The organism is Plantibacter sp. MPB07 (assembly GCF_046619465.1).
Taxonomy (GTDB): Bacteria; Actinomycetota; Actinomycetes; order Actinomycetales; family Microbacteriaceae; genus Plantibacter; species Plantibacter auratus.
Genome location: NZ_CP177043.1, coordinates 3,347,636 through 3,371,991 on the forward strand (window position 1 = coordinate 3,347,636; position 24,356 = coordinate 3,371,991).

The 24,356-nt window shown below is 67.1% G+C and carries 26 protein-coding genes; 16 read left to right on the forward strand and 10 right to left on the reverse strand.

Features of this window, described 5'->3' with window-relative positions; all coding sequences use genetic code 11:
• The first annotated feature begins 1 nt into the window (after window position 1).
• From glnT to ACLIME_RS15530, 5 genes are all read left to right on the forward strand, one after another.
• Entirely contained in the window at window positions 2–1,363 is a 1,362-nt protein-coding gene (gene glnT, locus ACLIME_RS15510; protein WP_411557465.1) for a type III glutamate--ammonia ligase, read from the forward strand.
• Between the two features lie 5 nt (window positions 1,364–1,368).
• Complete coding sequence (locus ACLIME_RS15515; RefSeq protein WP_411557466.1) at window positions 1,369–2,367, forward strand: alpha/beta fold hydrolase; 999 nt, start codon at window positions 1,369–1,371, stop codon at window positions 2,365–2,367.
• Window positions 2,368–2,425: 58 nt separating this feature from the next.
• A complete protein-coding gene (locus ACLIME_RS15520) occupies window positions 2,426–3,202 on the forward strand; it encodes a TetR/AcrR family transcriptional regulator (protein ID WP_411557467.1) in 777 nt (258 codons plus the stop codon).
• Window positions 3,203–3,357: 155 nt separating this feature from the next.
• Window positions 3,358–3,840: a plasmid mobilization relaxosome protein MobC gene (gene mobC, locus ACLIME_RS15525; protein ID WP_411557468.1), complete on the forward strand. Its 483-nt coding sequence runs from the start codon at window positions 3,358–3,360 to the stop codon at window positions 3,838–3,840.
• A 57-nt stretch (window positions 3,841–3,897) separates the two neighbouring features.
• Window positions 3,898–4,047 (forward strand): hypothetical protein, encoded by a 150-nt coding sequence (locus ACLIME_RS15530; protein WP_411557469.1) that lies wholly within the window; start codon window positions 3,898–3,900, stop codon window positions 4,045–4,047.
• Between the two features lie 244 nt (window positions 4,048–4,291).
• On the opposite strand, the gene ACLIME_RS15535 is transcribed toward ACLIME_RS15530, so the two are convergent.
• Window positions 4,292–5,191 (reverse strand): hypothetical protein, encoded by a 900-nt coding sequence (locus ACLIME_RS15535; protein WP_411557470.1) that lies wholly within the window; start codon window positions 5,189–5,191, stop codon window positions 4,292–4,294.
• Between the two features lie 295 nt (window positions 5,192–5,486).
• Here ACLIME_RS15535 and ACLIME_RS15540 point away from each other — a divergent pair, with 295 nt between their 5' ends.
• Both ACLIME_RS15540 and ACLIME_RS15545 read left to right on the forward strand, forming a co-directional pair.
• Window positions 5,487–6,134, forward strand: coding sequence for a hypothetical protein (locus ACLIME_RS15540; protein WP_411557471.1), 648 nt, complete (start codon window positions 5,487–5,489; stop codon window positions 6,132–6,134).
• Window positions 6,135–6,142: 8 nt separating this feature from the next.
• On the forward strand, window positions 6,143–6,568 hold the full coding sequence (locus ACLIME_RS15545; RefSeq protein WP_411557472.1) for a FlgT C-terminal domain-containing protein: 426 nt from the start codon (window positions 6,143–6,145) through the stop codon (window positions 6,566–6,568).
• A gap of 535 nt (window positions 6,569–7,103) precedes the next feature.
• Here ACLIME_RS15545 and ACLIME_RS15550 read toward each other — a convergent pair.
• The 3 genes from ACLIME_RS15550 to ACLIME_RS15560 are packed head-to-tail and all read right to left on the reverse strand — an operon-like array spanning window position 7,104 to window position 9,392.
• The gene (locus ACLIME_RS15550; RefSeq protein WP_411557473.1) at window positions 7,104–8,585 is read right to left on the reverse strand and encodes a ThiF family adenylyltransferase; all 1,482 of its coding nucleotides are present in this window, start codon (window positions 8,583–8,585) and stop codon (window positions 7,104–7,106) included.
• A gap of 1 nt (window position 8,586) precedes the next feature.
• Entirely contained in the window at window positions 8,587–8,967 is a 381-nt protein-coding gene (locus tag ACLIME_RS15555; RefSeq protein ID WP_411557474.1) for a hypothetical protein, read from the reverse strand.
• Complete coding sequence (locus tag ACLIME_RS15560) at window positions 8,964–9,392, reverse strand: hypothetical protein (RefSeq protein ID WP_411557475.1); 429 nt, start codon at window positions 9,390–9,392, stop codon at window positions 8,964–8,966. Before ACLIME_RS15560 ends, ACLIME_RS15555 begins: the two co-directional genes overlap by 4 nt.
• Before the next feature lie 486 nt (window positions 9,393–9,878).
• Between ACLIME_RS15560 and ACLIME_RS15565 the strand changes: the two genes are divergently transcribed.
• Entirely contained in the window at window positions 9,879–10,979 is a 1,101-nt protein-coding gene (locus tag ACLIME_RS15565; RefSeq protein ID WP_411557476.1) for an ImmA/IrrE family metallo-endopeptidase, read from the forward strand.
• Window positions 10,980–11,590: 611 nt separating this feature from the next.
• On the opposite strand, the gene ACLIME_RS15570 is transcribed toward ACLIME_RS15565, so the two are convergent.
• Window positions 11,591–11,839 carry a hypothetical protein gene (locus ACLIME_RS15570; RefSeq protein ID WP_411557477.1) on the reverse strand — a complete coding sequence of 83 codons (249 nt, stop codon included), beginning with the start codon at window positions 11,837–11,839 and terminating at the stop codon, window positions 11,591–11,593.
• Between the two features lie 96 nt (window positions 11,840–11,935).
• On the opposite strand from ACLIME_RS15570, the gene ACLIME_RS15575 reads away from it, so the two are divergent.
• The gene (locus ACLIME_RS15575) at window positions 11,936–12,472 is read left to right on the forward strand and encodes a phosphoribosyltransferase family protein (protein ID WP_411557478.1); all 537 of its coding nucleotides are present in this window, start codon (window positions 11,936–11,938) and stop codon (window positions 12,470–12,472) included.
• A 97-nt stretch (window positions 12,473–12,569) separates the two neighbouring features.
• Window positions 12,570–12,956, forward strand: a complete 387-nt coding sequence (locus tag ACLIME_RS15580) for a hypothetical protein (protein WP_124768143.1) — start codon at window positions 12,570–12,572, stop codon at window positions 12,954–12,956.
• 28 nt (window positions 12,957–12,984) lie between these two features.
• Here ACLIME_RS15580 and ACLIME_RS15585 read toward each other — a convergent pair whose 3' ends face one another.
• Window positions 12,985–13,521: a GrpB family protein gene (locus ACLIME_RS15585; RefSeq protein ID WP_411557479.1), complete on the reverse strand. Its 537-nt coding sequence runs from the start codon at window positions 13,519–13,521 to the stop codon at window positions 12,985–12,987.
• Between the two features lie 167 nt (window positions 13,522–13,688).
• Here ACLIME_RS15585 and ACLIME_RS15590 point away from each other — a divergent pair, with 167 nt between their 5' ends.
• From ACLIME_RS15590 to ACLIME_RS15610, 5 genes are all read left to right on the forward strand, one after another.
• On the forward strand, window positions 13,689–15,005 hold the full coding sequence (locus ACLIME_RS15590) for an ammonium transporter (RefSeq protein WP_411557480.1): 1,317 nt from the start codon (window positions 13,689–13,691) through the stop codon (window positions 15,003–15,005).
• A 112-nt stretch (window positions 15,006–15,117) separates the two neighbouring features.
• Window positions 15,118–15,798, forward strand: coding sequence for a DedA family protein (locus tag ACLIME_RS15595; RefSeq protein ID WP_411557481.1), 681 nt, complete (start codon window positions 15,118–15,120; stop codon window positions 15,796–15,798).
• Between the two features lie 5 nt (window positions 15,799–15,803).
• Window positions 15,804–17,051, forward strand: coding sequence for a sensor histidine kinase (locus ACLIME_RS15600; RefSeq protein WP_244175374.1), 1,248 nt, complete (start codon window positions 15,804–15,806; stop codon window positions 17,049–17,051).
• A complete protein-coding gene (locus ACLIME_RS15605) occupies window positions 17,048–17,716 on the forward strand; it encodes a response regulator (RefSeq protein ID WP_079704581.1) in 669 nt (222 codons plus the stop codon). The genes ACLIME_RS15600 and ACLIME_RS15605 overlap by 4 nt, the downstream gene beginning before the upstream one ends.
• A gap of 118 nt (window positions 17,717–17,834) precedes the next feature.
• Window positions 17,835–19,184 (forward strand): acyltransferase family protein, encoded by a 1,350-nt coding sequence (locus ACLIME_RS15610; protein ID WP_124768151.1) that lies wholly within the window; start codon window positions 17,835–17,837, stop codon window positions 19,182–19,184.
• Here ACLIME_RS15610 and ACLIME_RS15615 read toward each other — a convergent pair.
• Entirely contained in the window at window positions 19,101–19,676 is a 576-nt protein-coding gene (locus ACLIME_RS15615; protein WP_124768153.1) for a TetR/AcrR family transcriptional regulator, read from the reverse strand. The genes ACLIME_RS15610 and ACLIME_RS15615 overlap by 84 nt on opposite strands.
• A gap of 45 nt (window positions 19,677–19,721) precedes the next feature.
• Here ACLIME_RS15615 and ACLIME_RS15620 point away from each other — a divergent pair, with 45 nt between their 5' ends.
• The gene (locus ACLIME_RS15620; protein ID WP_411557482.1) at window positions 19,722–20,768 is read left to right on the forward strand and encodes an NAD(P)-dependent alcohol dehydrogenase; all 1,047 of its coding nucleotides are present in this window, start codon (window positions 19,722–19,724) and stop codon (window positions 20,766–20,768) included.
• A gap of 3 nt (window positions 20,769–20,771) precedes the next feature.
• Here the strand turns inward: ACLIME_RS15620 and ACLIME_RS15625 are convergent, their stop codons facing one another.
• The 3 genes from ACLIME_RS15625 to ACLIME_RS15635 form a co-directional block, all read right to left on the reverse strand.
• Complete coding sequence (locus ACLIME_RS15625) at window positions 20,772–22,673, reverse strand: FAD-binding monooxygenase (RefSeq protein WP_411557483.1); 1,902 nt, start codon at window positions 22,671–22,673, stop codon at window positions 20,772–20,774.
• A 133-nt stretch (window positions 22,674–22,806) separates the two neighbouring features.
• Window positions 22,807–23,343 (reverse strand): hypothetical protein, encoded by a 537-nt coding sequence (locus ACLIME_RS15630; RefSeq protein WP_411557484.1) that lies wholly within the window; start codon window positions 23,341–23,343, stop codon window positions 22,807–22,809.
• A gap of 67 nt (window positions 23,344–23,410) precedes the next feature.
• Entirely contained in the window at window positions 23,411–24,316 is a 906-nt protein-coding gene (locus ACLIME_RS15635; RefSeq protein ID WP_411557485.1) for an alpha/beta fold hydrolase, read from the reverse strand.
• Window positions 24,317–24,356: the final 40 nt, after the last annotated feature.

Consider the following 24,356-nt stretch of genomic DNA (forward strand, 5'->3'; position numbering starts at 1 on the left):
CATGACCGTCGTCGAGACCGTTACCACCGTGGAGTCCGTCCGCGCCCGCCTGCAGGAGGCCGGCGTCAAGTACGCGATGGCGAGCTTCGTGGACATGCACGGCAGCATCAAGACAAAGTTCGTCCCGCTGTCGCACCTCGAGCGCATGGCCGGGGGATCGGAGCTCTTCACGGGGGCTGCGCTCGACGGCCTCCCGCAGGCGATCAGCGACGAGGAGCTCTCCGCTCGCCCCGACCTCGACAGCGCCGTGCAGTTGCCGTGGCGGAAGGACGTCGCCTTCTTCGCGAGCGACCTGTACACGAAGGGCGAGCCGTTCGAGGCGGCGTCGCGCAACATCCTCAAGCGCCAGCTCGAGGCGGCGGCTGAGATGGGCTTCACCTTCAACCTCGGGATCGAGACCGAGTTCTTCGTCCTGAAGGACACCCCGGAGGGTGTGACCGAGGTCAGCGACCGCGACGACCTCGCGAAGCCCTGCTACACGGCGACCGCGGCGCTCGACAACCTGGACTGGCTCACCGAACTCGTCGAGGCGATGACGGAGATGGGCTGGGGCGTCTACTCCTTCGACCACGAGGATGCCCCGGGGCAGTTCGAGATCGACTTCAACTACTCCGACGCGCTCACCATGGCGGACCGCGCCGTCTTCTTCCGCCTCATGGCGAACGAGATCGTCCGCAAGCACGGCTACTTCGCCACCTTCATGCCGAAGCCCTTCGCCGACCGGAGCGGGTCGGGTGCGCACTTCAACATGTCGCTCGCCGACATCGAGACCGGCGAGAACCTCTTCGAGACCGATGACGACCCACGTGGTTGCGGCATCTCGGAGCTCGGCTACAAGTTCATCGCCGGTGTCCTCAAGCACGCGCCGGCGCTCTCGGCGGTCATCGCGCCGACGGTCAACAGCTACAAGCGCCTCGTGCGTCAGGGCAGCATGTCGGGCTCGACCTGGGCGCCCGTGTTCGTGAGCTACGGCAACAACAACCGCACCAACATGCTCCGCGTGCCTCTGCAGGGTGGCCGCGTGGAGTGCCGGGCGGCCGACATCAGCTGCAACCCGTACCTCGGGGCGGCGCTCATCCTCGCCGCGGGCCTCGAGGGCATCCGTGAGGACCTCGACCCGGGTGCGCCGCACACCGAGAACATGTACGACTACACCGAGGCGGAGGTCGCGCAGCTCGGCATCGGCATGCTGCCCCGCAGCCTCGGCGAGGCCGTCGACGAGTTCGCGACCGACTCGCTGTCGCGCTCGGTCTTCGGTGACGCGATGTACGACGCGTTCATCGACTACAAGCGCCAGGAGTGGAACGAGTACCAGGCGCACGTGTCGGACTGGGAGACCGCCCGCTACCTGAAGTTCTTCTGATCCCGATGCACCAGGTCCTCGACCTCGGGAGGTTCGCGCTGGAGTCCGGCGCGGACCTCCCGGAGGCGCGGCTCGCGTACACGACGCAGGGCGCGCTGAACGCCGACGGCGACAACGCCGTCCTGCTCCCGAGCTACTACACCGGGACGCACGCGAGCTACGAGCCGTGGATCGGTCCGGGTCGGGCGCTCGACCCCGCGGACTGGTTCATCGTCTCGGTGGACCTGTTCGGCAACGGGGTGTCGACCTCGCCGTCGAACGCCGCCGCGGAGGTTCGCGGGGCCGCGTTCCCCGAGGTCTCGATCGGTGACAACGTGCGCGCGCAGCGCCAGCTCGCCGAACACCTCGGGGTCCGCCGCTGGCGGTTGGTCACCGGCTGGTCGATGGGCGCGTTGCAGGCCTACGAGTGGGCGGTGCGGTACCCGGAGTCCGTCGACACGTTCCTTCCCGTCGCCGGTGCCGCCCGCTGCTCGCCGCACAACGCGGTCTTCCTGGCCGGCGTCGAGGCGGCGCTCCGAGCCGACCCGGCGTTCGACGACGGGCGCTACACGACGCCCCCGGTTGCTGGGCTCCGGGCCTTCGGCACGGTGTACGCCGGGTGGGCCTACTCGCAGGCGTTCTTCCGCGACGGCACCTACCGCGAGCTCGGGTACACCGACGTCGCCGACCTCCTCGAGGACTGGGCGGCCGACCACGGGCGGTGGGACGCGAACGACCTGCTCGCGATGCTGCGCACCTGGCAACGGGCGGATCCCGGGCGAGGGGTCGAGGGTGGGTTGGCCGCGGCGCTCGGTGGAGTGCGCGCGCGGAGCATCGTCATGCCGTCGTCGACGGATCTCTACTTCACCGTCGAGGACAACGTCCTGGAGTCGGCGATGATGCGTCGGAGCGAGGTGCGGGTCATCGAGTCCGACCTCGGCCATGTGGCGGGGCGGCCTGGCGTGCGTGCCGCCGAGACGGCCGTGATCGAGGCGGCCATGCGGGAGCTGCTGGCCGAGGGCTGAGCTGCCGTGCCCGCCCGTAGGATTGGCGGAGGTGTCCGCGAGCAGGGAGTGGTGATCGATGGCCGGCCGCACAGGAGCATCGCCCGGTCGACCTCGCGCGAGCGGGGTCGCCGCCGAGGATCCTCGTGAGGAGATCATCCAGGTCGCGACCAGGTTGTTCGCGGAGCGCGGGTACGAGCGCACGAGCATGACGATGCTGGCCGAGGCGTGCGGGATGAAGCAGTCCTCGCTCTACTACTGGTTCGCCAACAAGCGTGAGGTGCTGCGGGCGACCGCCGCCTCGAACCGCCAGTCGGTCGGCGCTGCGGAGGCCCTCGGTCCGATCGAGGCTGACGTTCCCGCGAAGCTCTACCGCGTCCTCTACGAGGATGGCGTCGCGATCTGCGAGGCGCCCTTCGACTACAACGAGATCGAGCGCCTCGCGGCGGAGCACCCCGACGACCTCGCGTCCTTCTGGGACGACTACCGCGCGCTGTTCGCATTCATCGCCGGGCTCGTCCGCGACGGGGTGGAGCAGGGATCCCTCGTCCTCGGCGGCAGCGAGACGCCGGAGTGGGCGGCAGCGGCCGCACTCCACGCCAACGAGGGCATGCAGAAGGCCTACCGCTATGGCTCCGGCGACATCGCCGCGCAGTACCCGCCGGTCGAGGCCGCCGAGGGTGCGAGCGAGACGGACCGCATCAGGGCCTTCGCCCGCCGGACGGCAGCCGCCACGGTGCACAGCCTCCTCGTCGACCGCGCGGAGTTCGCCGACGTGGAACGGGCTGCGCTCCAACTTGACCTCGCTGTCGGCTCCGCCGGAATCCCGGGCGGTGCTCGTGGTCTCCGAGGCTGAAGCCGGACTCTAGGGCGACGGTAACCCAGAGCTCGCCGCCCTGCAAGCGATTCGGGCGCTGAGCGTGCCGGTCTTACCGTTGCGGCCATGTGGTTCGATAACTGGTCCGACGTCTGAGGGTCCTGCTGATCGGAGTCGCTGCTTACGCGGCGCTCGTGTTGCTCATCCGCGTCTCCGGGAAACGATCCCTGGCGTTGATGAACGCGTTCGACTTCGTCATCTCCGTGGCGCTGGGTTCGACGCTCGCCACCATCCTGCTATCGGCCGACGTCGCGTTCGCCGGTCGGCTCGGCAAGCCGCGCCGTGTGAAGGATTGTCGTCAGCACTCACACCGGGTGAAGCTCTCGCCCGAGGAGGAGGGTATTTGGGTTGCCCGGGCAACTGCAGCGCACGTGACCGTGCCGCGTTTGTTGGTCGAGTCAGCGTTGTCGGATGGCCGCGAGACGCTGGCCGACCGCCGCAACCTCGCCGCCGAGTTGTTCGCGATCCGAGGCCTGTTGCGATCGGTTTCCAACAACTTCAATCAGATCGCGAAGCGCGCGAACACCACGGAGGAGTTGCCGGCGACCGCCGTGGCAACGCTGCGTGCTGTGTACGATCTGACGGGCCGAATCGATGAGATCGCCCGGCGGGTGTAGCGGCGATGATCCCGAAGCATTCACGTGGCGACCGCATGGTCGGTCTGATGAACTACCTTGCCGGACAAGAAGAACGAGCACGAAGACATCCACATTGTGGCGTCGTCGCCGCTGGTGTTTGCGCACCCGGCGGGCGTCGCCCTCAACCAGGCCGACGCGCTCAGGGTAGCCCGCGGGATGGACGTGCCACACGACGTTTACGAATAGCGCACCTGCCCCGACCACGCCGCCAGCGACTGAGCAGTTGGAGCTGCGCGAGCTGCAGAGACTCCGTGCAGCGGCGGACGGTGCTGCAGCCGACACCAACGACAAAGTCCCCGACCGCAACAGGAGCGAGGGCTTCGGAGGGGAAAAAGGGCCAGCAGCGTTAGCTGACGCTCGATCGTCGCCGGGTCGGCCTCGCGTCGGTCGCCCCGAACCGCAGCGCGCTCGTCCACCCCGCTCGGGCGTGTCACTTTCGTTTGCCGACCAACTTGGCCCAGTAAATGACGAGAGCAAACATCAGCGCGGCGCCGATGCCACTGATGAACTGCCACGCCGTGCCGAACGGACGCCAGGTGGTGGCGAACTCAAACGTGTGCTCGGCGGCAAAGGGGGTCTGATCGCCCCACACCCCTGGCCCGAGTTGCGTTCCACTGCTGTACATCTGGGTGATTCCGCAGCTCGGGCAAACGACGACCCCAACAGCCGCGTTGCTCGTAGACACGCCATTGACAAGATCGCCGTCTTCATACCAATCGTCGCCGCCCCTGGCGTTCCAGTACCAGTAGACGTCCTCAGCATGTTCGGGTGGCTTCCAGGTGAAGGCCCACGCCTGGGTCCAAACTCTCTCTTCGGACAAGAATGATTCGGAGACCGGCGGGTCAATGAGCAGATCAATCTGCAGCATCACCATAGTGTCTCCGGTACCTTGCTCCACCGCTGTATCTGGCCGTAGCTGGAACGTTCGGGTAGTTCCCGCAGGCTTGTCAGGGAGATCCTGCCAATCCTCGGCAGTCAGTTTGATCTGTCCGATAGGGCCGGGGGAGACCTTGTACTGTCGCATCTTTTGGATCCGAAGGTCGGTCGCGAGTTCCCACGACAACGAGTCGCGATCGTATGCCACACCGCTCCCCTTTCCGGGCAGCATGAAAGTTGCTTCGATCCTGACTTGGACTTGACGACCAACACCGATCGTTTGCCAGAAGTCAGCGTGTTCCAGGAAAGTGAAGTTCAGCTGGTTCTCGGCAGCGACTCCCCGCGCGTACACGCTCGTGTTGGCGGGCGTCATCGTTATGAAAGGTTGTTCGGGCGAGCGGGTCGTGTGGCTTACCGCTGGCCACGCAGCAAAGACGCCGATGGCCGCGACCACGGCTAGTCCCACGGTCGCCCACCTTTTCGTCCGCAGCGCTCGTCGGGCGCTCTTTCCGGCGGCTATGTTCGCTCGTGTGGCCTCCGCAGCACGTCGGCCGGACAGAGGGGGGTCACTCGCGTCCGCGGGGCTCATGGCATCACGTTAGCGGCTGGGCTCGAAACGCCGAAGCCCCCGACAGGGAGGGTCGAGGGCGCCGGACGCGAAGGCCGAAAGAGTCACGCTGTCACGCTCCGCGTATAGCCTTAAGAATGCGTGGACGAAGGTGGGACAGGGGCTTGGGATCGCGGTTGCCGTGACCGGCTTTGTGCTGACCGTCTACGCCTTTGTGACCCAGACGGTGGTTGACAAGACGCCGATAATCTTCTGGGGCTCGGTGGGTGGCGTGGGGCTGTTCCTCGTCGTCTTTCTGGCGACGACCTTGCCCGCTGGGATTCGAGCGGCCAAATCTCGCCGTGCGGAAACCCGCAAACTGATCGCGAACGGCAGGCTGCACGAGCAGGAGGTACGCGAGATCGCGCAGCTGCAGAGCGCGGTGGCGAGGTGGCAAGACCGCGCTCAGAACGCTGAGGATGATGCTTTCGGTCGCGGTCGCCGAAGAGCTGCTGCAGAAGTGGCGGCAGCTCTTGCCAGCCCCGAGTTCGGAGCGACTGACTACCTGGAACGAGACGGGGAGGTCGTCATCGTGGCTGTCATCATTGATGGCTTGTTTCCGCCGCCAGACTCGATCTTGTTCGTAGAGAGCAAGCTTTCGGGGGATGTGAAGGCGGTGTTGAAGTGCATCGGTTTCATGAATGCCACGACGGCAATGCTCCAAGTCGAAGAATTTAGGTCGTTGGATCGCCAGCAGTTGCTAGAAGTCTTGAGGGAGAACGGCGGACTTCCCGCATCAATGGCGATCGTCGCTCGTGGGTGGGGCGAGGATTTTGGAACAGAAAGGTAGCTCACACTGTGGCTCAAATAGAAGAAGTTGAAGGGCTCGTAGCCCAGCTGTTGTCGGCAACTGAGATCGCAATCAACCTCGGATCGAATCGTGGCGTTCGGGTTGGCGACGCGGTGGTTGTGTGGAGGACGATCGAGATCCGGGACCCTGATACGTCACAGTCCCTGGGGTTCGTGCGCCGTCAGGTTGTGGATCTCATCGTCGACTATGTCGATGATGAGTTCTCCGTCGCGAAGGTTCGCGTACAAGCGTCCGCTTGGCCCGCAAGCATGTTCGGTCACCAGCCCAAGCTCTTCGTCAGGAACGACGATGAGCGGGTGCGTGTCAGCAAGGGCGATGAGGTGACGGTCTACCTGGAACCGAGTTCGCCAGCGGTATCAACAGAGGGCACCGACGAGGAAACCCCCGACCGCAGCGAGGTCGAGGGCTCCTAACAAGGAGAAGAATGCCAGCGCTGCCGGCTTCCCTACCGCATCTGCCGGTTCGACTTGACCGTGTTCTTCCGTGCTTTCGGCGCGTGCGGACGGGGACCGTTGCTGCGGGATTCATGGTTCGCACAGGCCGAACGACGCCGGTTGGAGGTAGCCCAGGCTTCGTCGATCCGCCCGATCGGTGGTCAGCCGAGGGGGAGGTACGGCCTGCTAAGTCCAAGTCGAAGACGGGCCAAGATCGGTAGGTCGGCGCACGATCACGTGGGACGAATTCCAGCAACGGAACTCGCCGCACTAGCGAATCGGGTGCGAGTCTCTGCCTGTCGGTACGGTGGGACGCGGCAGGATCCCTCCTGTCGCGAGCTCCTCGTCGACGAGCAATATCGCGCGCGTTGGCCAGGAGCCGTTCTACGTGCCACTGGCACGATCGGGCCACGGCACAGCGTACGATCACCAGGCTCGTCGTGCGATGAACTGCAGCTGGAGGAGCTTGGTCGCGGCATCTTCTCGCCGGAAATGCCACAACCAAGCACGTCATCTATCCGATGACCCGGTCGATCATGCGCTGCACCAGACGGTCCAGCGCGGCGACGGCGCGGAGGTGGATCGGGTGCTTCTTCGCGTTCCGGGTGATGACGATGGAGCGCCAGTCGTCGCGGTGCTCCGCGATGGGCGTACGTGCATCTCCCGTCGCGGTTGCGTTCTCGGAGGGGCAGTATGGCCCCGAGGTCGCAAGCGAGTGTTCGAGGAGGTGGGTAGAGAGGATGTACCGCAGGGGCGCCGGCACGCCGCGGCGTCCTGGGTGTGCTGTGAGGCTGACGAACTGTGCCAGCAAGGCGCTGCTGACGCTCGCGGATAGCGCCGCGACGTTCTGACGTGAACGTGTCTCCAGGTTGGACCCCTGGATGTACTCAGGGTTGTCGAGCAGTCCGAGCTTGTCGAGTGCGACCTCGCCGGGGAGAAGCTGGCCGATGCAGACCATGCATGGTCTGCCGGGGACCAACGTGTGTGCGCGCCAAATTCCGTTGCGCATGCGCCCGTCGCTGAAAGTGTCGAGAGCGATTCCCCCGTCGATCACGGGAATGAGGTCGGCGTAGGCGATGCCGTTGAGTACCGCCCTCGGCCAAGGGCTGTCCACGCAACAGAAGATCACGTCGTAGTCCAGAGCGACACTTACTCCTTCCGGATCGGAGATGCTCAGCTCGTGGCGGCGTACGTCGACATTGGTCGCCGTCGCGGCGGACCTCATCAGGCGCGCCGCGACATCGACCTTCGAACGCTCGAGTGCTGCGTCGAGTCGAGTCGCGCCGATCATCCGGTCGAGGTTGCGAGTCTCGACAGCGTCGAAGTCCATCACCCCGATGGTGACGAGCCCGGTCGCTGCGAGCCGCTGGGCAACGTCGAGCCCGACGCTCCCTCCTCCCACAACGAGAACGCGCAGGCGTGAGATCGAGCCTTGGGCGCGTTCACCCCACGAGGACACGGTGCGCTCCTGAGAGGCGCTAATCGCTGGCACAGCCCGGAGCTCGTCGTTCCAGGTCACCGACAGCACCGGGGCAACCGATCGGACCGATTCCGCCCAGGTCGGTGCGCCGCGATCGAACCAGAATCGGGCTGACCACGCGGTGTCGTGGCCGCCGAGCGTCATACCTAGCAATGGCAACTTTGTTGCGGTGCGAGCCACACGTTCGTACTCGGATTCGGTTTCGCGATCCATCCCGGAGAGCCGCTGCCACCCTTCCGCTCCCGGATGCGAGTGCACGAGCGCGACCCCGTGACCGGCGGCGCGGGCCTCGCTCGTTGCGCGGAGCACGTATGCGCTGGTGAACGAGGCGTTGCCGTGCACGAGACGCTCACCATCGCGGGGGAGGATGATCGACCGAATCAACGCGGTCGTGCGTTCGACGCCTGTGGAGAGGGCATACGTGGCGATGAGAACTTCTTCCTGTCCATCGTCACGAATGAGGTGATCGCGCATTGCCGCTTCGGCCTCACCCGTCATGGCGACTGAGTACCGCATGTCACGCCTCCCCAGCAACGGCGATGGAGAGGAAACCGCGGACGTGACTCAGCCAGGCCCGCGCCGGCGGAATGGAGGTGTCAGCGTAGCTGTAGTCACGGGAGTGTCTGACGAAGCCGGGTGCGCAGTCGCTGCCGTCGGTGTTGGTTTCCGCAAAGCGCACCGTCTCGGGCAGGTGAATCCAGTGCGGCGGCACGGCTGGCCAGCTCTGGATCTCTGAGATGCTGACGCCGGTGACTACCGTCTTACCGACGAGGGCGCCGCCTACCGGGACGACGTCGTAGAGGATGCTGGGCCCGTCGACCCTCGCTGAAGCGCCTGCGGCAGTCATGTCGTCGATGAACTGCTGGGCCGCCCCGGGCAGGTCGGGCTGGCCACTCATGCGACACCGCCGACGTGCTTGGCCGTGACGAACTCGTCGCCATCGACGATGGTCACGAGCTCCTGATCGGGGAACGATAGGGGGGCACCGACGCGGGCGAGGTCGTAGCCAGCCGGGTCCATGCCGGCCAGACGAAGCAGGTCGGCCGCAGTCTGGTCCTCGTCGTAGGTTCGGAATGGCTCGCCGTCGATGGTGAAGCGAAGGTTCTGGCGCGACCGGAACCGCTCATCGTCCTTGAGGTTGATGATCTGACTGTCCTTGATCTTCTCCTCGACGCCGTTCTTCTTGAGGAGGAAGAGGTCGAAGAACTTCGGGTCGCGGCCGGCAAGCCGCAACAGGGCTGCGGCGGTCTGGTCGGAGTCGTTGACGTCGTAGGCCTTGTCGTTGATGAAGATCTTCAGGCGGACGGGGGTGGTGGGGGTCATGGTGACCCTCCTTCCTATTGAGGTGGTTAGCGTGTCGCTCTCGCTTCCGGGTGGAAGCGAGTAGCATGTACCTGTCGGGTAAACCCCACTGTACACCATTTTTCGTTTACCAAAGAGGTAAAGCTTGAAGTTCGCTTGGTTCGACCCTCAGCTTCAGAGCTACTGCGCTTCTGGGGCGCGTCTGCGAACGGTCGTCGGTGGCCAGGCCAGTGCCGCCGAAGATCTCCTCCACGTCGTGGCACAGGCACCGCGCCTCGGTGATCTCGCCCGCTTCCGGAGTGTCCGGATGGGTGTGAAGGCAGGCAAGCTGACTCTCTCGATCGAGGAGGTTGATTTGCACGCACGGCCGCTCGACTTAGCTGGGGCTCCCGGCATCATCGCGAGCAGGACATCGTTGCTCGATCACGACGCTTCCGAGGCGCTACTCATTCACGACTTACATGTTCGCGGCCGATCGATTCTTCGACGCGCGAGCTGACCGGGATCATGACTACATACAAAGCAACCGACGCCCAGTTCGATTACGCGGCACGTCCAGGCCGCATCCTGCAGCGCGAACTCGATGCACATTCGATCAGTCAGGCCCAGCTCGCGGCGCGAACGGGTCTCAGTACCAAGCACATCAATCTCGTGATCAAGGGGACAGCGCCGCTGTCTCCGGATGTTGCTGTCACCCTCGAGCAGGTTCTCGGGACGCCGGCCGAGATGTGGTCTGGGCTTGAGGCTGCCTACCAGACGCATCAAGCACGGGCGGAACGGCGCAATGCGCTAGAAGGTTTTGTGGAGTGGGCATCAGCCTTCCCTCGTCAGATCCTCATCGCGCGCGACGTCATTGATCCGGCAGATGCCGGACCGCAGGTGGCACGTAAGTTGCTCGAGCTCTTCGGCGTCGCATCCCCTGCGGCTTACGGGAAGACCTGGCTGGAGCCTCAGGCCTCCTACAAGCGAAGTCAGCTGCATTCAATCGATTCGAATCTCACCGCGCTCTGGATACGTCTCTCAGAGTTGCGCGCCGCGGGTTTGATTGAGAACGCTCCCTCGTACGATGCCGACAAGTTACGTGTCGCTGCGGAGGCACTGCCTAAGCTCACCGTGAAGAAGGTTGATGTTGCCTTCAATAAGGCACAGAGTCTTCTTCTTGAAGCTGGTGTCGTACTCGTCTTCGTCCCTGAAATGCCGAACACGCGAATCAGTGGCGTGTCTCGCTGGGTCAACGGCACGCCGATGATCGCAGTTACGAGCCGGTACAAAGCCCTCGATAGCCTCTGGTTCACAATCCTCCATGAGATCGCCCACGTCCTACTGCACCCCAAGAGGAGCACGTTCGTCGACGGGTTCAAGGCGGACGACGATGCAGACTCACAGGAGGCGGCTGCAAATAAGTTCGCCGCATCGCACCTCATCCCCCCCGCTTTCAACAAGGAGCTACAAGCGGCGACCACACCCGACCAGATCCGCTCTCTTGCGGATACTCTCGGGGTCTCACCGGGCATCGTGGCAGGCCAATGGGCCTTCCGAACGCAAACCTGGAACGGGCCGATCGCGAGACTTCGAGAGAAGATCGACTTGGCAGAAGCTCTCGCCTGATCTCGTTTCGTTCCGTCGTTCGAGGACGCGTTCGGAGAGTTGAACTACTTCCGCAGAACGTGGCGCTGAACACGTAAGGGGCGCGGCTGTCGGCCTCAACGGTGCATTGTGATGGATGCCTTGATGCTGCAGTAGGAAAAAGTCTCCGGGGACTTGAGATCCGAGAGCGTTTGCAGGCGAGAGGCTCGCTCGGGCGCACGCGCCGCAGATTGGCCGAAGAGTAGGAGGAACGGACTCTCGATCAGGTCTAGCGGTCCGCAGTTGACTGAGGAGAGAGTCGGTACCTGTTTTCGGGCCAGTCTTTTTCGGTGCAGTTCAACAATGAGTGTTGCCTCAGGTGCGCCTAGGCCTCACCAGGCAGTGTCCCTCGGCCTATCGAGAGCTCCTACGCTCTCGATAGGGAGGATAGGGCCGATTCGGTTGCAGCTCCTTCCAGGGTCAGCTTGCCGAGCCAACAGCGCTGCATCCCGCTGTTGAGCCCCGCGATGACGCGCTCCGAACGCTTCCCGTGCCGGCGTAGGGTGACTCATTCGAGACGATGATCCAGAGCTGCACGGCCACGAGCGCCAAGAAGAGGACGGCCGCCACGAGCCACAGCTTGCCAGAGCGGGTCATCGGCCGTCTCCGGTATCGGTCCGGGCGGCGTCGATGGGTGCGTGTTTCGGGAGCCGCCACGCCTGGATCAACACAACCGCGCCGAGGACGATCTGCGCGGCACCCAGGATGACCCCGAGCGGATAGCCCTGACTGTCAGCGCCGGCGGGCAACCTGAATGCGAGTTGCACGACACCGAGGGTCGCCCACGTCCATCCCAGAATCAGCCGTGGAGTCCGGTACTGGGGATCGTTCGCCCTGACCATGCGAGCAGCCTATGGCGCGCCTGATAGGCGCGCAGTGAGAGAACGCTGCGCGCTTGCGCTTCGCCTGTCCGGTCTCGGCCTCGATACCGTTGTTTCATGACGCGCGACGTGGTGGGGCAGGGGCGGTGGCACGCGTTGGAGCATTTCCGGTGGATCGATGGCGATGCGGACGTGTGGAGCATGCTGCAGGATCACGCGGCGCTCAGTGCGATCGTCACGGCACTGGCTGATCTCGCCGGGCGCGACCGGCCGGACTACATCGTGGGTATCGAGTCACGCGGTTTCGTTCTGGCGCCAGCGGTGGCGGTCGCCTTGGGCATCGGGTTCGTGGCCGTCAGAAAGGATGGAGCCATGTTCCCCGGCTCGTTGATCAGCAGGCGGACCGAGGTCGACTACCGAGGGCAGCAACGCACGCTGTGGATGCGCCGTGAGCACCTGCAGCCTGGGGCTCGACTCGTTCTGGTCGATGACTGGGTGGAAACCGGAAGCCAGGCTCTGGCCGTCGCGGAGCTCGCGAAGGAGGGTGGGGCCGAGGTTGTGTCAGTGGTCACCATCGTCGATGAGGCAAGTGACACTGCGCGGCACCGGCTTCCGCCGATCCACTCGCTCGTGACGGGTGCCGATCTCCCATGATCAGCTTCGGCCGATCACAGAGGAGACGCTCTCCGCGCCTGACCAGAAGGCTGGACACTCCGGCCGGTGTACTCGTGCTCCCGCATACAGTCGAGGAATGTTCGTTCGCTTCCAGAGTGCCGTTCCGAATCGAAACGGCCGGTTCCCCGGTGTGTTCGCGATGGCGAACGGGCTGCACGACACCGGGCGGCTGTCGGGGGAGGACGCAGCATGGTGGCGTCAGAGCAACGACCGGCTGAACGCCGCATACGCGAACCCGTCCGTTGCCTCACCGGGTAGTTTCGAACACCCTGGCGCACGATCGTGGTTCAAGGAGACGGCGATCGATCTCCTCACGCTCACTGGCGGCTATCTCGCACTCCTCGATCGATACGACATCCCCTGGGTCGAGCTCCGAACGATGATGCCGGGCCGCCTCACCTATGAGGACGACGTGCAGATCGTCGCCGTTCCGTTCCGGTACCCCGACGACTGGCCTCTGTGACGCCCATCGCCTTGCGTCGAGTGTCGGGTCAGGGAGATGGGTGCCTCGCGACAACCTCTCGGATGAACGACTCTTTGCCGCGGTTGTAGTCCGCGCGTTCTGAAACGGTCGTCGCCAATCCTCGTTTGATGCGCTCGTACTCGCGTGCCAGACCAGGATTCCCTCGAAGAGCGTCTCGGAAGGCGAGGTGTTCCGCGGCCCAGACCGAGCCCATTCCGCAGACGTGGATGTGCACATTCCGCGGGCGTCCCGCGGGCGGTCGCAGGAAGCGGAAATTCGCACCGCGAGCGCGGAGAACCATCCCCAGTTCTTCCAGGGCGGGTAGGTAGGCGGGTTCATCTTCGATGTCCGGCACTTGGATCTGCATGTCGATGACCGGTTTGGCGGCAAGTCCGGGCACCGCGGTCGAACCGACGTGATCGACGTGGGCGGGGAGGGGGTGGAGCGAGTCCTTGAGCAGGTCTTCCCAGTGCCTGCCCATGTCGGCCCAATCGTCGGATGCGTCGTGGATCTCGACCGCTTCCTCGATGGGCTGGTCGAACCACTCAACGTCGACGTCGTCCATCTTTCAAGTCTGCCGAGGGGCAAAAGCCGACCGGACCTGACACGCGATCCCGTAACGAACACGAAACGGATTCGATACTGCATTGAAACCGGTCATCGTGACAATTGGATGACCTATTGAAAATGCGGTCGTCCGTTTCGGATCCCGCGCGAACCCTGGAGGTCCGGATGGACACGGCTGTAATCGCGGGCAACACGGCATGGCTCCTGGCGGCGGTGGTGGCCGTGGCGCTCATGCTGCCCGGCCTGGCCATGTTCTACGGCGGGATGGTCAGCCGTCGCGTCACCATGAACATGATGATGATGATCTTCGCGTCGTTCTGTCTCGTCGGGATCCTCTGGGTGGCCTTCGGCTACTCGATGGTGTTCGGGGACAGCATCGGCGGCCTCGGACTCGTCGGCGACCCGACCGAGTACCCGGGGCTCGGCCAACTACTCGTCGCGCCGGAGGGGAGCGCACTGCCGCCGCTCGCGCTCGCCGCACTCCACCTGATGTTCGCCGGTCTCACGATCGGGATCGTCGCCGGAGCGGCCGCCGGTCGGATGAAGTTCAGCGCGTGGATGGTCTTCGCCGGCGTCTGGTCGACGCTCGTCTACTTCCCGGTCGCGCACTGGGTCTTCGCCTTCGACTCCGCTGACGGCAGCGTGCAGGGCGGGTGGCTCGCCAACACCATCGGCTCGATCGACTACGCCGGCAGCACCGCGATCCACGTCAACTCCGGGGTCGCCGCACTCGCACTCGCCATCGTCCTCGGCAAGCGCAACGGCTTCCCGTCGCAGCCCAAGGCGCACAGCCTCCCGCTCACCCTGCTCGGCGCCGGACTCCTCTTCGTCGGTTGGATCGGCTTCGACGGCAGCGCCCTCGGTGCGGCCGACAACAACGCCGCCGTCGCGGTCTTCAACACCGTCGCCGCCACCTGCGCCGGCGTCATCGTCTGGCTCGTCGTCGAGAAGCTGCGCGACGGTCACCCGACCACGCTGGGCGCCTGCTCGGGTGCGATCGCCGCACTCGTCGCCATCACGCCCTCCTGCGGCGCGGTCACCCCGCTCGGCTCGCTCGCGATCGGCGCCGCCGCCGCGGTCGTCTGCTACTTCGCCGTCAGCCTCAAGGTCCGCTTCGGCTTCGACGACGCCCTCGACGTCACCGCCCTCCACTTCGTCGGCGGCGTCGTCGGGGGTCTCCTCATCGGTGTCCTCGCGGTGCCGCTCGCGCCCAGCGGCGGCGAGGGACTCCTCGCGGGCGGCGGCTTCCTCCTCCTCGGCAAGCAGGCGCTCGCGATCGTGGCCGTCTTCGCCTACACCTTCACCATCACCTGGGTGCTCGCCAGGGTCCTCGACAAGACGATGGGCATCCGGGTGTCGGCCGAGACCGAGGCGCAGGGGCTCGACGTCGCCCTCCACGCGGAGAACGCGTACGAGATCAGCACGCACGAGGCGCTCGCCCCGCGCGGGCACGCCGAGCCGAAGGTCCCGGCCGTCGAGTAGTCCCGGACGGCCCCCGCGGTCGACCGTCCCCTGCCGAGGACACCACCGCGGTAGGGGGTGGTCGATACCCCAGGGTGATGCCCGGTGTCCCTCCGCTTCGTAGCGTCGGAGCATGGACGTCATCAACGAACTCATCCTCGGCGCCGTGACCTCACCATGGCTCTACCTGGTGATGTTCGCAGCGGCCGTGATCGACGGCTTCTTCCCGCCGATCCCCAGCGAGACGGTGCTCGTCGCCGCCGCGGCGGTCGCCGTCTCGACCGGTGGGTCGAACCTCCTGCTGCTCTGCGCCGTCGCGGCGGTGGGGGCGGCGATCGGCGACAACCTCGCCTACCTCATCGGCCGTGGCGTCGGCACGACCCGCTTCGCCTGGATGCGGCGTCCGCGCATCGCCGCGGCCTTCGACCGGGCCGGGCGGACCCTCGGCCGGCGGGGCGCGCCGCTCATCCTGGGTGCGCGCTACATCCCCGTCGGACGGGTCGCCGTCAACATGTCGGCGGGTGCCCTCCGGTACCCGTGGCGTCGTTTCCTGCCCCTGAGCCTCATCGGTGGCGTGACCTGGGCCGCCTACAGCGCGCTCATCGGCGTCGTTGCCGGGAAGCTCTTCGAGGACCAGCCGTTCCTCAGCTCCGTCATCGGGGTCGCCGTGGCGCTCGTCCTCGGTCTCGTCGTCGACCGGGTCGCAGCGGCGCGTCGTCGTCGTCGCGAGCGCTCGGAGGCCGCTGCCGGGGCGAGTGGGACCGAGGAGGCGGAGGCGGACGACCACCCCGTCCTGGTGCTGGTGGGAGAATGACGATCATGGATCGCACGTCGCCCGGCATCACTCGCCGGACCGTCATCCTCATCGTCCTCGCGGGCGTCGGAGTTGTCCTGCTCAGTGTCCTCGTGCCGATCCAGAGCCTCCTCTACGGCACCGTGCTCCCGGCGTCGTTCCTCCTCGGAGCCGCGATCTGCGGGGCACCGGTCCTCTCCGTGGTCCTTCCGCGCGTCGCGATCGCGCTGTTCGCCGCCGCCGCGTTCGTGCTCCCGCTCATCGCCTCGGCCGATCACGACCCGGTCTGGCCGTGGCCGTGGTCCGTACCCGCGCTCATCGCGTTCGCCGTCCTCGTCGGGGCCGTCACCTTCCTGCACGGCTGGTTGCCGGGGCTCATCACCCTGCTCGTGAACATCGCCGGCTCGCTCGTCGCAGCGCTGCTCGTGCCGTCCGCCGCCGACCCGACCGCCATGGCCGCCGACCTCATCGTCGCGTCCTCCATCGCTGCCGTGGCGTTCCTCGTCGCGCTCCTCGTCTCCGGGCGCGTGCGCATCGGCGAGGAGCTCAACCGGGAGCGCCAGGTCTCGGCCACCGAGCAGTCGCGGCGGCTGCTCGTCGAGGAGCGCACGCGGATCGCCCGCGAGCTGCACGACGTCGTCGCACACAGCATGTCCGTGATCCAGGTGCAGGCCTCGACCGCCAAGTACCGGGTGCCCGGCCTCGCGGACGAAGCCACGGCGGAGTTCGACGACATCGCAGCGACCGCCCGGGCGTCGCTCGTGGAGATGCGTCGCCTGCTCGGCGTCCTGCGGACCGAGGATCAGGTGGCCGAGTTGACGCCGCAGCAGGGCATCGCCGATCTCCCGGCGCTCGCGGAGAGCCTGCGCCGGGTGGGCGCCGACATCACCCTCCAGGTGACCGACACCGACGGCGCCGAGGTCCCGCCGTCTGTGCAGATCGCCGCCTTCCGCATCGTCCAGGAGGGCATGAGCAACGCGGTACGGCACGCGCCCGGCGCACCGGTCGCCGTGGACGTCCGGGTCGACGACGCCGCGGTGCACCTGCGCATCCACAACGGAGCGTCCCGGTCGGCTGGCGAACACGGGGCCGGACACGGCCTGCGCGGCATGCTGGAGCGTGCGGAACTCCTCGGCGGTAGCCTGAGCGCCGGGCCGGACGGTGAGGGCGGCTGGCTCGTCGTCGCCACGTTGCCGGTCGCCGTGTCGTCCGAGCCACGGACGTCGACACCCTCGTCCCCCTCCCGACCCGTCTCCACGAAGGATCGCCCGTGACCATCGACGTCCTCATCGCCGACGACCAGGCCATGGTCCGCGCCGGGTTCGGTGCCCTCCTCGACGCCCACGAGGGCATCCGGGTGACCGGTCAGGCGGCGAACGGCGCGGAAGCCGTGAAACTGTCCGCACGCCTCGACCCCGACGTGATCCTCATGGACGTCCGTATGCCCGAGCTCGACGGGATCGAGGCGACCAAGCGCATCCTCGGGCCGTCCTACCCCGCGGCGAAAGTCCCACGGATCATCATGCTCACCACCTTCGACATCGATGACTACGTCTACGACGCGCTGCAGGCCGGGGCGAGCGGCTTCCTCCTCAAGGACGCGCTGCCCGAGGACCTGGTCCACGCCGTGCGGGTCGTGGCGGCGGGCGACGCCCTGCTCGCCCCGAGCGTGACCCGACGGATGATCGCGCAGTTCGCCGCGCAGAAGCCCCGCGCCTCGCATGGCGCCGCGCGGCTGGCGGAGCTCACCGAGCGCGAGCGAGAGGTGCTCGTCCTCATCGGCCATGGGCGGTCGAACAGCGAGATCGCCGCGACCCTGTTCATCGCGGAGCAGACCGTGAAGACCCATGTCGGCAAGGTCCTCGCCAAGGTCGGCGCGCGCGACCGCGTGCAGGCCGTGATCTTCGCCTACGACACCGGACTCGTCGCCCCGTCCTGACCCGGACTCCGCGCGTCGGCGCCTCACCCCTGGGTACGGGGCGCGACGACACCGCCGGGTGATGTGCCCTTCGGTACCGCGTTCATAACCTCCTCGGACATCACCGAGGAGGACCGTCATGGCCATCACCCACACCCCGCACCGCCGCTCCAGACCCGCACCCGTGACCGGATCGTCGCCCGTCCCGTCCGGTTCGCGCGACACGGGCATCGACCTCGTCCGCGCCTGCTGCATCGTCGGGGTCGTCGTCCTGCACGCGATGATGGTCGGCGTGACGGTGACCTCCGCCGGTCCCATGTTCGAGAACGCGAGTGACGGCACCGCCTGGATCGCCCCGCTCAGCTGGATCCTGCAGGTCATGCCGCTGTTCTTCGTGATCGGCGGCTTCGCCGGCCTGCTCGCGTATCGACGCCACCGGTCGCATGGTGCGCCGACCTCGGCGTTCGTCGCCGCGCGGCTCCATCGTCTGTTGCTCCCCGCGGTCGTCACCATCGGCTGTGTGGGAGCCGCCCTCGCGACGCTGACGCTGGCCGGTGTCCCCGCCGACCTCGTCGCCATGGCCGGCTTCCGGTTCGGCCAGCCACTCTGGTTCCTCGGCGTCTTCCTGCTCTGCCAGGCACTGCTGCCTGCGCTCGCCGCCGCTCATGAGCGCGCACCGCTCCGGTCGATCGCGTCACTCGCCATCGCCGCCGTGCTGGTCGACGTCCTGCGTGCTGCCACTGGTGTCGACGCCCTCGGATTCATCAACCTCGCCCTCGTCTGGACCGCGCTCCAGCAACTCGGATTCTTCCTGGCGGACGGCTCGATCGGTGCGCTCAGCCGGCGCGTCCGGGCGCTCGCCGGTGTCGGGGCGGTCGTCGTCCTCGTACTCACCTGGTGGGCCGGCGTCTACTCCAGCGACCTCATCGCGAACATCAACCCGCCCACCGCGGCGCTGCTCCTCGTCGGGGTCGCCCACACGGCACTGCTGTCGCTCGTCCGCGAGCGACTCACTCGGCTGAGCGCGCGTCGCCGGGTCGCGTTCGTGGTCGACTTCGTCACCCGTCGCGCCATGACGATCTACCTCTGGCACATGCCGGTACTCCTCACCATGGCCGGTGCGTCGGCAGTGTTCGCGCTTCTGACCGGCATCGCCCTCCCCGCGCCGGACAGCCTCGGGTGGTGGTTCGGACGGCCCCTCTGGCTGGCGGTGGCACTGACACTGACCGCACTGGTCGCGACGGTGTTCGCCCGTGTCGAGGCGGTTCCGCCTCCGGTCGCGACCGGTGCACGACGGCGACTCGCGATCGCCGTCCTGCTGGGGCTGGGCGCGATCGTGGCGCTCCTCGTGATCGGTACGACGGTGCTCAGCGCGGCGCTCGCCGTGGTGCTGATCCTCGCCGCGTTACTCCTGAGTGCAGAGGCCGGCGCGGATCGTCGCGGCCAGTGCCGTGCGCCGACGCTGGTGGACCTCGGGTGCGTCCGCTGAGGTCGCGACGACCGTCATCGACGCCTGTGCCCACGTCGCGGCGGTCGAGATGAGCAGCGACCAGATGTCCGCCGGGTCGAGGTCGGGGCGGATCGACCCCGCTCGTTGCTCCGCTTCGATGTCCTGGATGTGGCGGACGTCGTGGTCTTCGAGGCTGGGGTACAGGTAGCCGGTGCTCTCGCGCTCGAGCCGCTTCCACAGCACCAGGCGGGCGAGCGCCGGATCGGCGAGGTAGTCGTCGTAGAGCCGGGCCGCGTACTCGGGGAGCTCGGCGGCGGTGAACGGTACGCGGTCGCCGTTCGCGATGACGTGGGCGTGGAAGACGGCGTCGAACAGCTGGTCCTTCGCGCCGTAGTACGCGTAGATCATCGGCTTGCTCATGCCGGAGCGCTTGGCGATGCGGTCCACCCGTGCGCCTGCGATGCCGTGGGTGGCGAACTCCTCGGTCGCGGCGTCGAGGATGCGCTGGCGAGTCTGTTCGGCGGTGGTCATCGATCCAGTGTAGCGATACTACCAACTAGTAGGTAGTATCGGCCTATGCGCACAACCGCCCTCATGTCCACCGCTGCTCCCCGCTCCCTTCGACCGACCGTCATCGACCGCCGCGAACTCCGCCCGGACGATGTCGACGTGCGGGTCACGCACTGCGGCGTCTGCCACAGCGACCTGCACGCCCTCGCCTCCGCGGGACCCGCGGTCGGACTCGTGCCCGGTCACGAGTTCGTCGGGGAGGTCGTCGCGGTCGGCTCGGACGTGACGTCCTTCGCGCCCGGCGACGCCGTCGCCGTCGGCAACATCGTGGACTCGTGCGGAACCTGCACGATGTGTCTGCGCAGCCAGGAGAACTCCTGCTTGGAGTTCCCGACCCTCACCTACGGTGGCCGGGACCGCATCGACGGGAGCACGACGCTCGGCGGCTACTCCGGGCGCTATGTCGTCCGCGACAGCTTCGTCTACCACCGCCCGACCTCCCTCGACCCGGCCGGTGTCGCACCCCTGATGTGTGCGGGCATCACCGTCTGGGAGCCACTCCGCACCAACGGCGTGGGAGAGGGGACGCGACTCGGCGTTGTCGGCCTCGGCGGTCTCGGCCACCTCGCCGTCCGGCTCGGTCATGCGCTCGGTGCCGAGGTCACCGTGTTCACCACGTCCGAGGGCAAGGCGACCGACGCGCTGCGGCTCGGGGCGTCCCGGGTGGTCGTGTCGACCGACGCCGACGCCATGGCTGCGGCGGTCGGCAGCCTCGACCTCGTCATCGACACGGTCTCCGTGGAGCACGACCTCACACCGTACCTCCGCGTCCTCGACCTCGACGGGACCCTGTGCTCGCTCGGCTACCTCGGACCGATCTCCATCCAGACGATGGACCTGCTCCTCGGCCGGAAGCGACTGACATCGTCGGGCAGTGGCGGTCACCGGTGGACGCAGGACCTCCTCGACTTCTGTGGCACCCATGGCGTGACGGCGGACGTCGAGGTGGTCTCAGCCGCGGATGTGGACGTCGCGCTCGATCGGCTGGCCCGCAACGACGTCCGGTACCGCTTCGTGCTGGACCTCGCCGACATCGACGCCGAGCTTGCCTGACGATCAGGCGTTCGCGGTCGTCGCTTGTCGTCCCATCGCGCCGTCGAAGAACGCCGCGAGCTCCGCGGTGGCCGTGAGCGGGAGTACGTGGGCGACGTACTGGTCCGGCCGCACGACGACGACGGCACCCGCTCGGTCGATGCCGCGGTCGGCGAAGATGTCGACGTCGGGATGGCGGGCGTAGACCTTCTCGTAGTCGATGAGGTCGAACGGGCCGACGCGCGGCAGGAACACCGGCGGAACGGTGCCGAGGTCGATGTCGGTGTGGCGCTGCTGGTAGACGATCTTCACGTCGAACCAGTCGTCGGCCCGCACGCCGTCAGGCACCGCGCGGAGCGGTGACTCCGGGTCGTCCTGCAGCCAGGCGGCGAGCTCCGCCGATCGGCCAGACGCTGGCGAAGCGGCATCCGCGAAGACGTAGATCCGCCAGCGCCCGTCGGCCGTGGCGTGGTGTCCGAGATGGATGTGGTTGGCGTCCGCGACGCGCGAGGTGAGGGCGGACTTGAACCGCTTGCCGATCGGGAAGCCACTCGCGAGGTGCTGGTGGGTCGCCTCGCCGACGATCGCCGACGGGCTGTACTCGGTCATGAAGCCGGCCGGGAACTCCGCGGTGCGCACGTAGAAGTCGGCGAGCTCGGACGGGTCGGCGAACTCCTCCGGTCGCTTCGCCATGAGCGTCGACCACTCCCGGTCGAAGTCGATGAGGTCCTGCGCGACCACCTGCCGCTCGGCCGAGTAGGTCGCGAGCAGACTCTCCGGGCTGCGGCCCTCGAGCACATGTCCGAGCTTCCACGCGAGGTTGAACCCGTCCTGCATCGACACGTTCATTCCCTGGCCGGCCTTCGCGCTGTGGGTGTGGCAGGCGTCACCGGTGATGAAGACGCGCGGCGTGCGCGTGCCGAGTTCGTCGAGCGGGACGTCGTCGAAGCGGTCCGTCAGGCGATGGCCGACCTCGTAGACGCTGTGCCAGGCGACGTGCTTCACGTCGAGCCGGTAGGGGCTCAGGATGGTGTTCGCGTGGTCGATGATCTGCTCGATCGAGGTCGACCGCACGGCCTCGCTGCCGCCCGACGGCACCTCGCCGAGATCGACGTACATGCGGAACAGGTGCCCGCCCTCGCGGGGGATGAGCAGGATGCTGCCGCCGGAACCCGACTGGATGGCGCACTTCGTGCGGATGTCTGGGAAGTCGGTGACCGCGAGGGCGTCCATGACGCCCCACGCGTGGTTCGCCTGGTTGCCGGCCAAGGTGCAGCCGATCGCCTGGCGGACGGCACTCCGGGCGCCGTCGGCCCCGATGACGTACTTCGCGCGGACAGTCCTGGTCTCGCCGGAGGACTCATCGCTCGTGTCCAGCAGCGTGACCGCGACCGGGTACTCCGCGTCGTCGTCGATCTCGAGTCCCTGGAACGCCCACCCGTAGTCGGGGCGCATCCGGGTCGGGGCGTTCGCCATGTACTCGGCGAAGTAGTCGAGCACGCGAGCCTGGTTCACGATGAGGTGCGGGTACTCGCTGACGCCCGTCGTGTCGTCGAGCGGGCGTGCGCCGCGGACGATGCGTCTCGGGTCGTCGAGGTCGGGCTTCCAGAACGCCATCTCGGTGATCCGGTATGCCTCGGCGGTGATGCGCTCGGCGAAGCCGAAGGCGTCGAAGGTCTCGACGCTGCGCGCCTGGATACCGTCCGCCTGGCCGATCGCGAGGCGTCCCGGTCGGCGCTCCACGATCCGCGTGGTGATCGTCGGGAACCGGGACAGCTGGGCGGCGGCGATCATGCCGGCCGGGCCGCTGCCGACGATGAGGACGTCCATCTCCTCCGGGAGGTCCTCGGGTCGATCGACCCCGACGCCCGCTGCAGGCAGGACGCGCGGATCACCGGAGACATAGCCGTGGTGGTGGAACTGCATCGATTCCTCACTTCATCGTCAAGAATTCGATAATGGAACACGCTGTTCGCTTATCGCACGGCAGACACTACCCTGCACCGGCGCACGGTGGAAGACCGTTCGCCGGTGCAGGTGCAGCTCGAGTCGCGGGAGCTCAGTCCTTCGTCGCCCAGGTGCCGAGGTCCTTCACCTCGATGGCGGTCGGGAGTGCGTCCGCGTCGCCGAGGAACGCCTGGCAGGCGACCAGGGGAGCGTCGGGTGCGACTCCGGCGGTCGCGTTGCCGTCCGGCGTGCAGTCGAACTGGCCGATCACCTGGATGGGCTGGTACGTGCCCGTGCCGGTGAGCTTCCACTCGTCGGTCTTCGGGACGGGCAGGGCCGAGCGGTCCGCGTCCGCGATGTCGCCGTCGGTGAGCGTCACCGAGTATGTGACGAAGTACGGCGTCTTGCCCTCGTCGGAGGATGTCGACTGCAGACCCATCTCGGCGAGGTCGCTCAGCTTCCCCTCGCGGACGTCGTCGATGGCGAACGACATCTCGACGCCGGTCCCGACCTCGACGGCCACGCCCGTGCCGATCGCCAGGGCGTCGTCGGGTGCCTGCTGGGCGCCGGCGGAGCATCCGGTGAGGGCGATCCCGAGGGTCGCGGAGACGAGAGCGGTCAGGGCGAGGGCGCGAGGCGTGCGGATCATGCCTTCGACGCTACCCGGAACCGACGCGGCGGGCCTACGGGGACAACTCCCCATCCCGATCAGCAGATCAGCCGCGCTCGTTGTCGAGCAGGGAGAGCACCGCCCGCGCGAACGTCCCGGGGTCCTCCTGCGGGACGTTGTGCCCGATGCCCGGGAGCACGAGGTGCGTGTACGGTCCGGTGAAGTACTGGCGGTCGTCCGCCGGGTTCCCGCCGGCGACCCCGTCCGCGCCGCTCTCGATGACCACGGTCGGCACGGTGATCTCCGGGCTCTCAGCGATGCGCCGCTCGAGGTCGTCGTACCGAGGGTCGCCCGCTTCGAGGCCGAAGCGATGCCGGTACGAGTGGATGACGACGTCGACGAAGTCGGGGTTGTGCAGGGAGGGTGCCGATGCGGTGAAGGCGGTCGCGGCGTCGGCCCAGGTCGGCGACCAGTCGCGCCAGAGCAGCCCGCAAAGCGCCTCGCGGTTCTCGGTGAGGCCGATCCGGCCGCGCTCCGAGTGGAAGTAGTACTGGTACCAGTAGGTCTTCTCCCAGTCGGGTGGTGCAGGGGTGGCGGAGTGCGCGATGTCCTGGATGTTGTAGCCGTCGACGGTCACCAGCCCGCGCACGCGATCGGGGAACAGGGCGGCGGCGATGCAGGCCGCCCGTCCGCCCCAGTCGTAGCCGGCGACCACCGCCTGGTCGATGTCCAGGGCGTCGAGCAGGTCGATGAGGTCCCGGCCGAGCGCGGCCTGCTGGCCCGACCGGTTGGTGTCGTCGGCGAGGAACCGTGTCCGCCCGAAGCCGCGGAGGTACGGGACGACCACCCTTGCGCCGGCTGCTCCCACGATCTCGGCGACCTCGTCGTACGCGCGGACGTCGTACGGGAACCCGTGCATCAGGACGACCGCAGGCCCCAAAGGGTCACCGGCCGTCTCGTAGTCGATGGACAGGAGCGGCGTCGAGACGGAGGCGCGCTGATCGGAGAGCATCCCTCATGATGGCGTGCGCGTTCCTGCCCCACAACTGCCC

Coding starts and splice junctions, on each gene's coding strand:
- glnT (WP_411557465.1), top strand. CDS start 2: ATGACCGTCGTCGAGACCGTTACCACCGTGGAGTCCGTCCGCGCCCGC.
- ACLIME_RS15515 (WP_411557466.1), top strand. CDS start 1,369: ATGCACCAGGTCCTCGACCTCGGGAGGTTCGCGCTGGAGTCCGGCGCG.
- ACLIME_RS15520 (WP_411557467.1), top strand. CDS start 2,426: ATGGCCGGCCGCACAGGAGCATCGCCCGGTCGACCTCGCGCGAGCGGG.
- ACLIME_RS15550 (WP_411557473.1), bottom strand. CDS start 8,585: ATGCGGTACTCAGTCGCCATGACGGGTGAGGCCGAAGCGGCAATGCGC.
- ACLIME_RS15555 (WP_411557474.1), bottom strand. CDS start 8,967: ATGAGTGGCCAGCCCGACCTGCCCGGGGCGGCCCAGCAGTTCATCGAC.
- ACLIME_RS15560 (WP_411557475.1), bottom strand. CDS start 9,392: ATGACCCCCACCACCCCCGTCCGCCTGAAGATCTTCATCAACGACAAG.
- ACLIME_RS15565 (WP_411557476.1), top strand. CDS start 9,879: ATGACTACATACAAAGCAACCGACGCCCAGTTCGATTACGCGGCACGT.
- ACLIME_RS15570 (WP_411557477.1), bottom strand. CDS start 11,839: ATGGTCAGGGCGAACGATCCCCAGTACCGGACTCCACGGCTGATTCTG.
- ACLIME_RS15575 (WP_411557478.1), top strand. CDS start 11,936: ATGACGCGCGACGTGGTGGGGCAGGGGCGGTGGCACGCGTTGGAGCAT.
- ACLIME_RS15580 (WP_124768143.1), top strand. CDS start 12,570: ATGTTCGTTCGCTTCCAGAGTGCCGTTCCGAATCGAAACGGCCGGTTC.
- ACLIME_RS15585 (WP_411557479.1), bottom strand. CDS start 13,521: ATGGACGACGTCGACGTTGAGTGGTTCGACCAGCCCATCGAGGAAGCG.
- ACLIME_RS15590 (WP_411557480.1), top strand. CDS start 13,689: ATGGACACGGCTGTAATCGCGGGCAACACGGCATGGCTCCTGGCGGCG.
- ACLIME_RS15595 (WP_411557481.1), top strand. CDS start 15,118: ATGGACGTCATCAACGAACTCATCCTCGGCGCCGTGACCTCACCATGG.
- ACLIME_RS15600 (WP_244175374.1), top strand. CDS start 15,804: ATGGATCGCACGTCGCCCGGCATCACTCGCCGGACCGTCATCCTCATC.
- ACLIME_RS15610 (WP_124768151.1), top strand. CDS start 17,835: ATGGCCATCACCCACACCCCGCACCGCCGCTCCAGACCCGCACCCGTG.
- ACLIME_RS15615 (WP_124768153.1), bottom strand. CDS start 19,676: ATGACCACCGCCGAACAGACTCGCCAGCGCATCCTCGACGCCGCGACC.
- ACLIME_RS15620 (WP_411557482.1), top strand. CDS start 19,722: ATGCGCACAACCGCCCTCATGTCCACCGCTGCTCCCCGCTCCCTTCGA.
- ACLIME_RS15625 (WP_411557483.1), bottom strand. CDS start 22,673: ATGCAGTTCCACCACCACGGCTATGTCTCCGGTGATCCGCGCGTCCTG.
- ACLIME_RS15630 (WP_411557484.1), bottom strand. CDS start 23,343: ATGATCCGCACGCCTCGCGCCCTCGCCCTGACCGCTCTCGTCTCCGCG.
- ACLIME_RS15635 (WP_411557485.1), bottom strand. CDS start 24,316: ATGCTCTCCGATCAGCGCGCCTCCGTCTCGACGCCGCTCCTGTCCATC.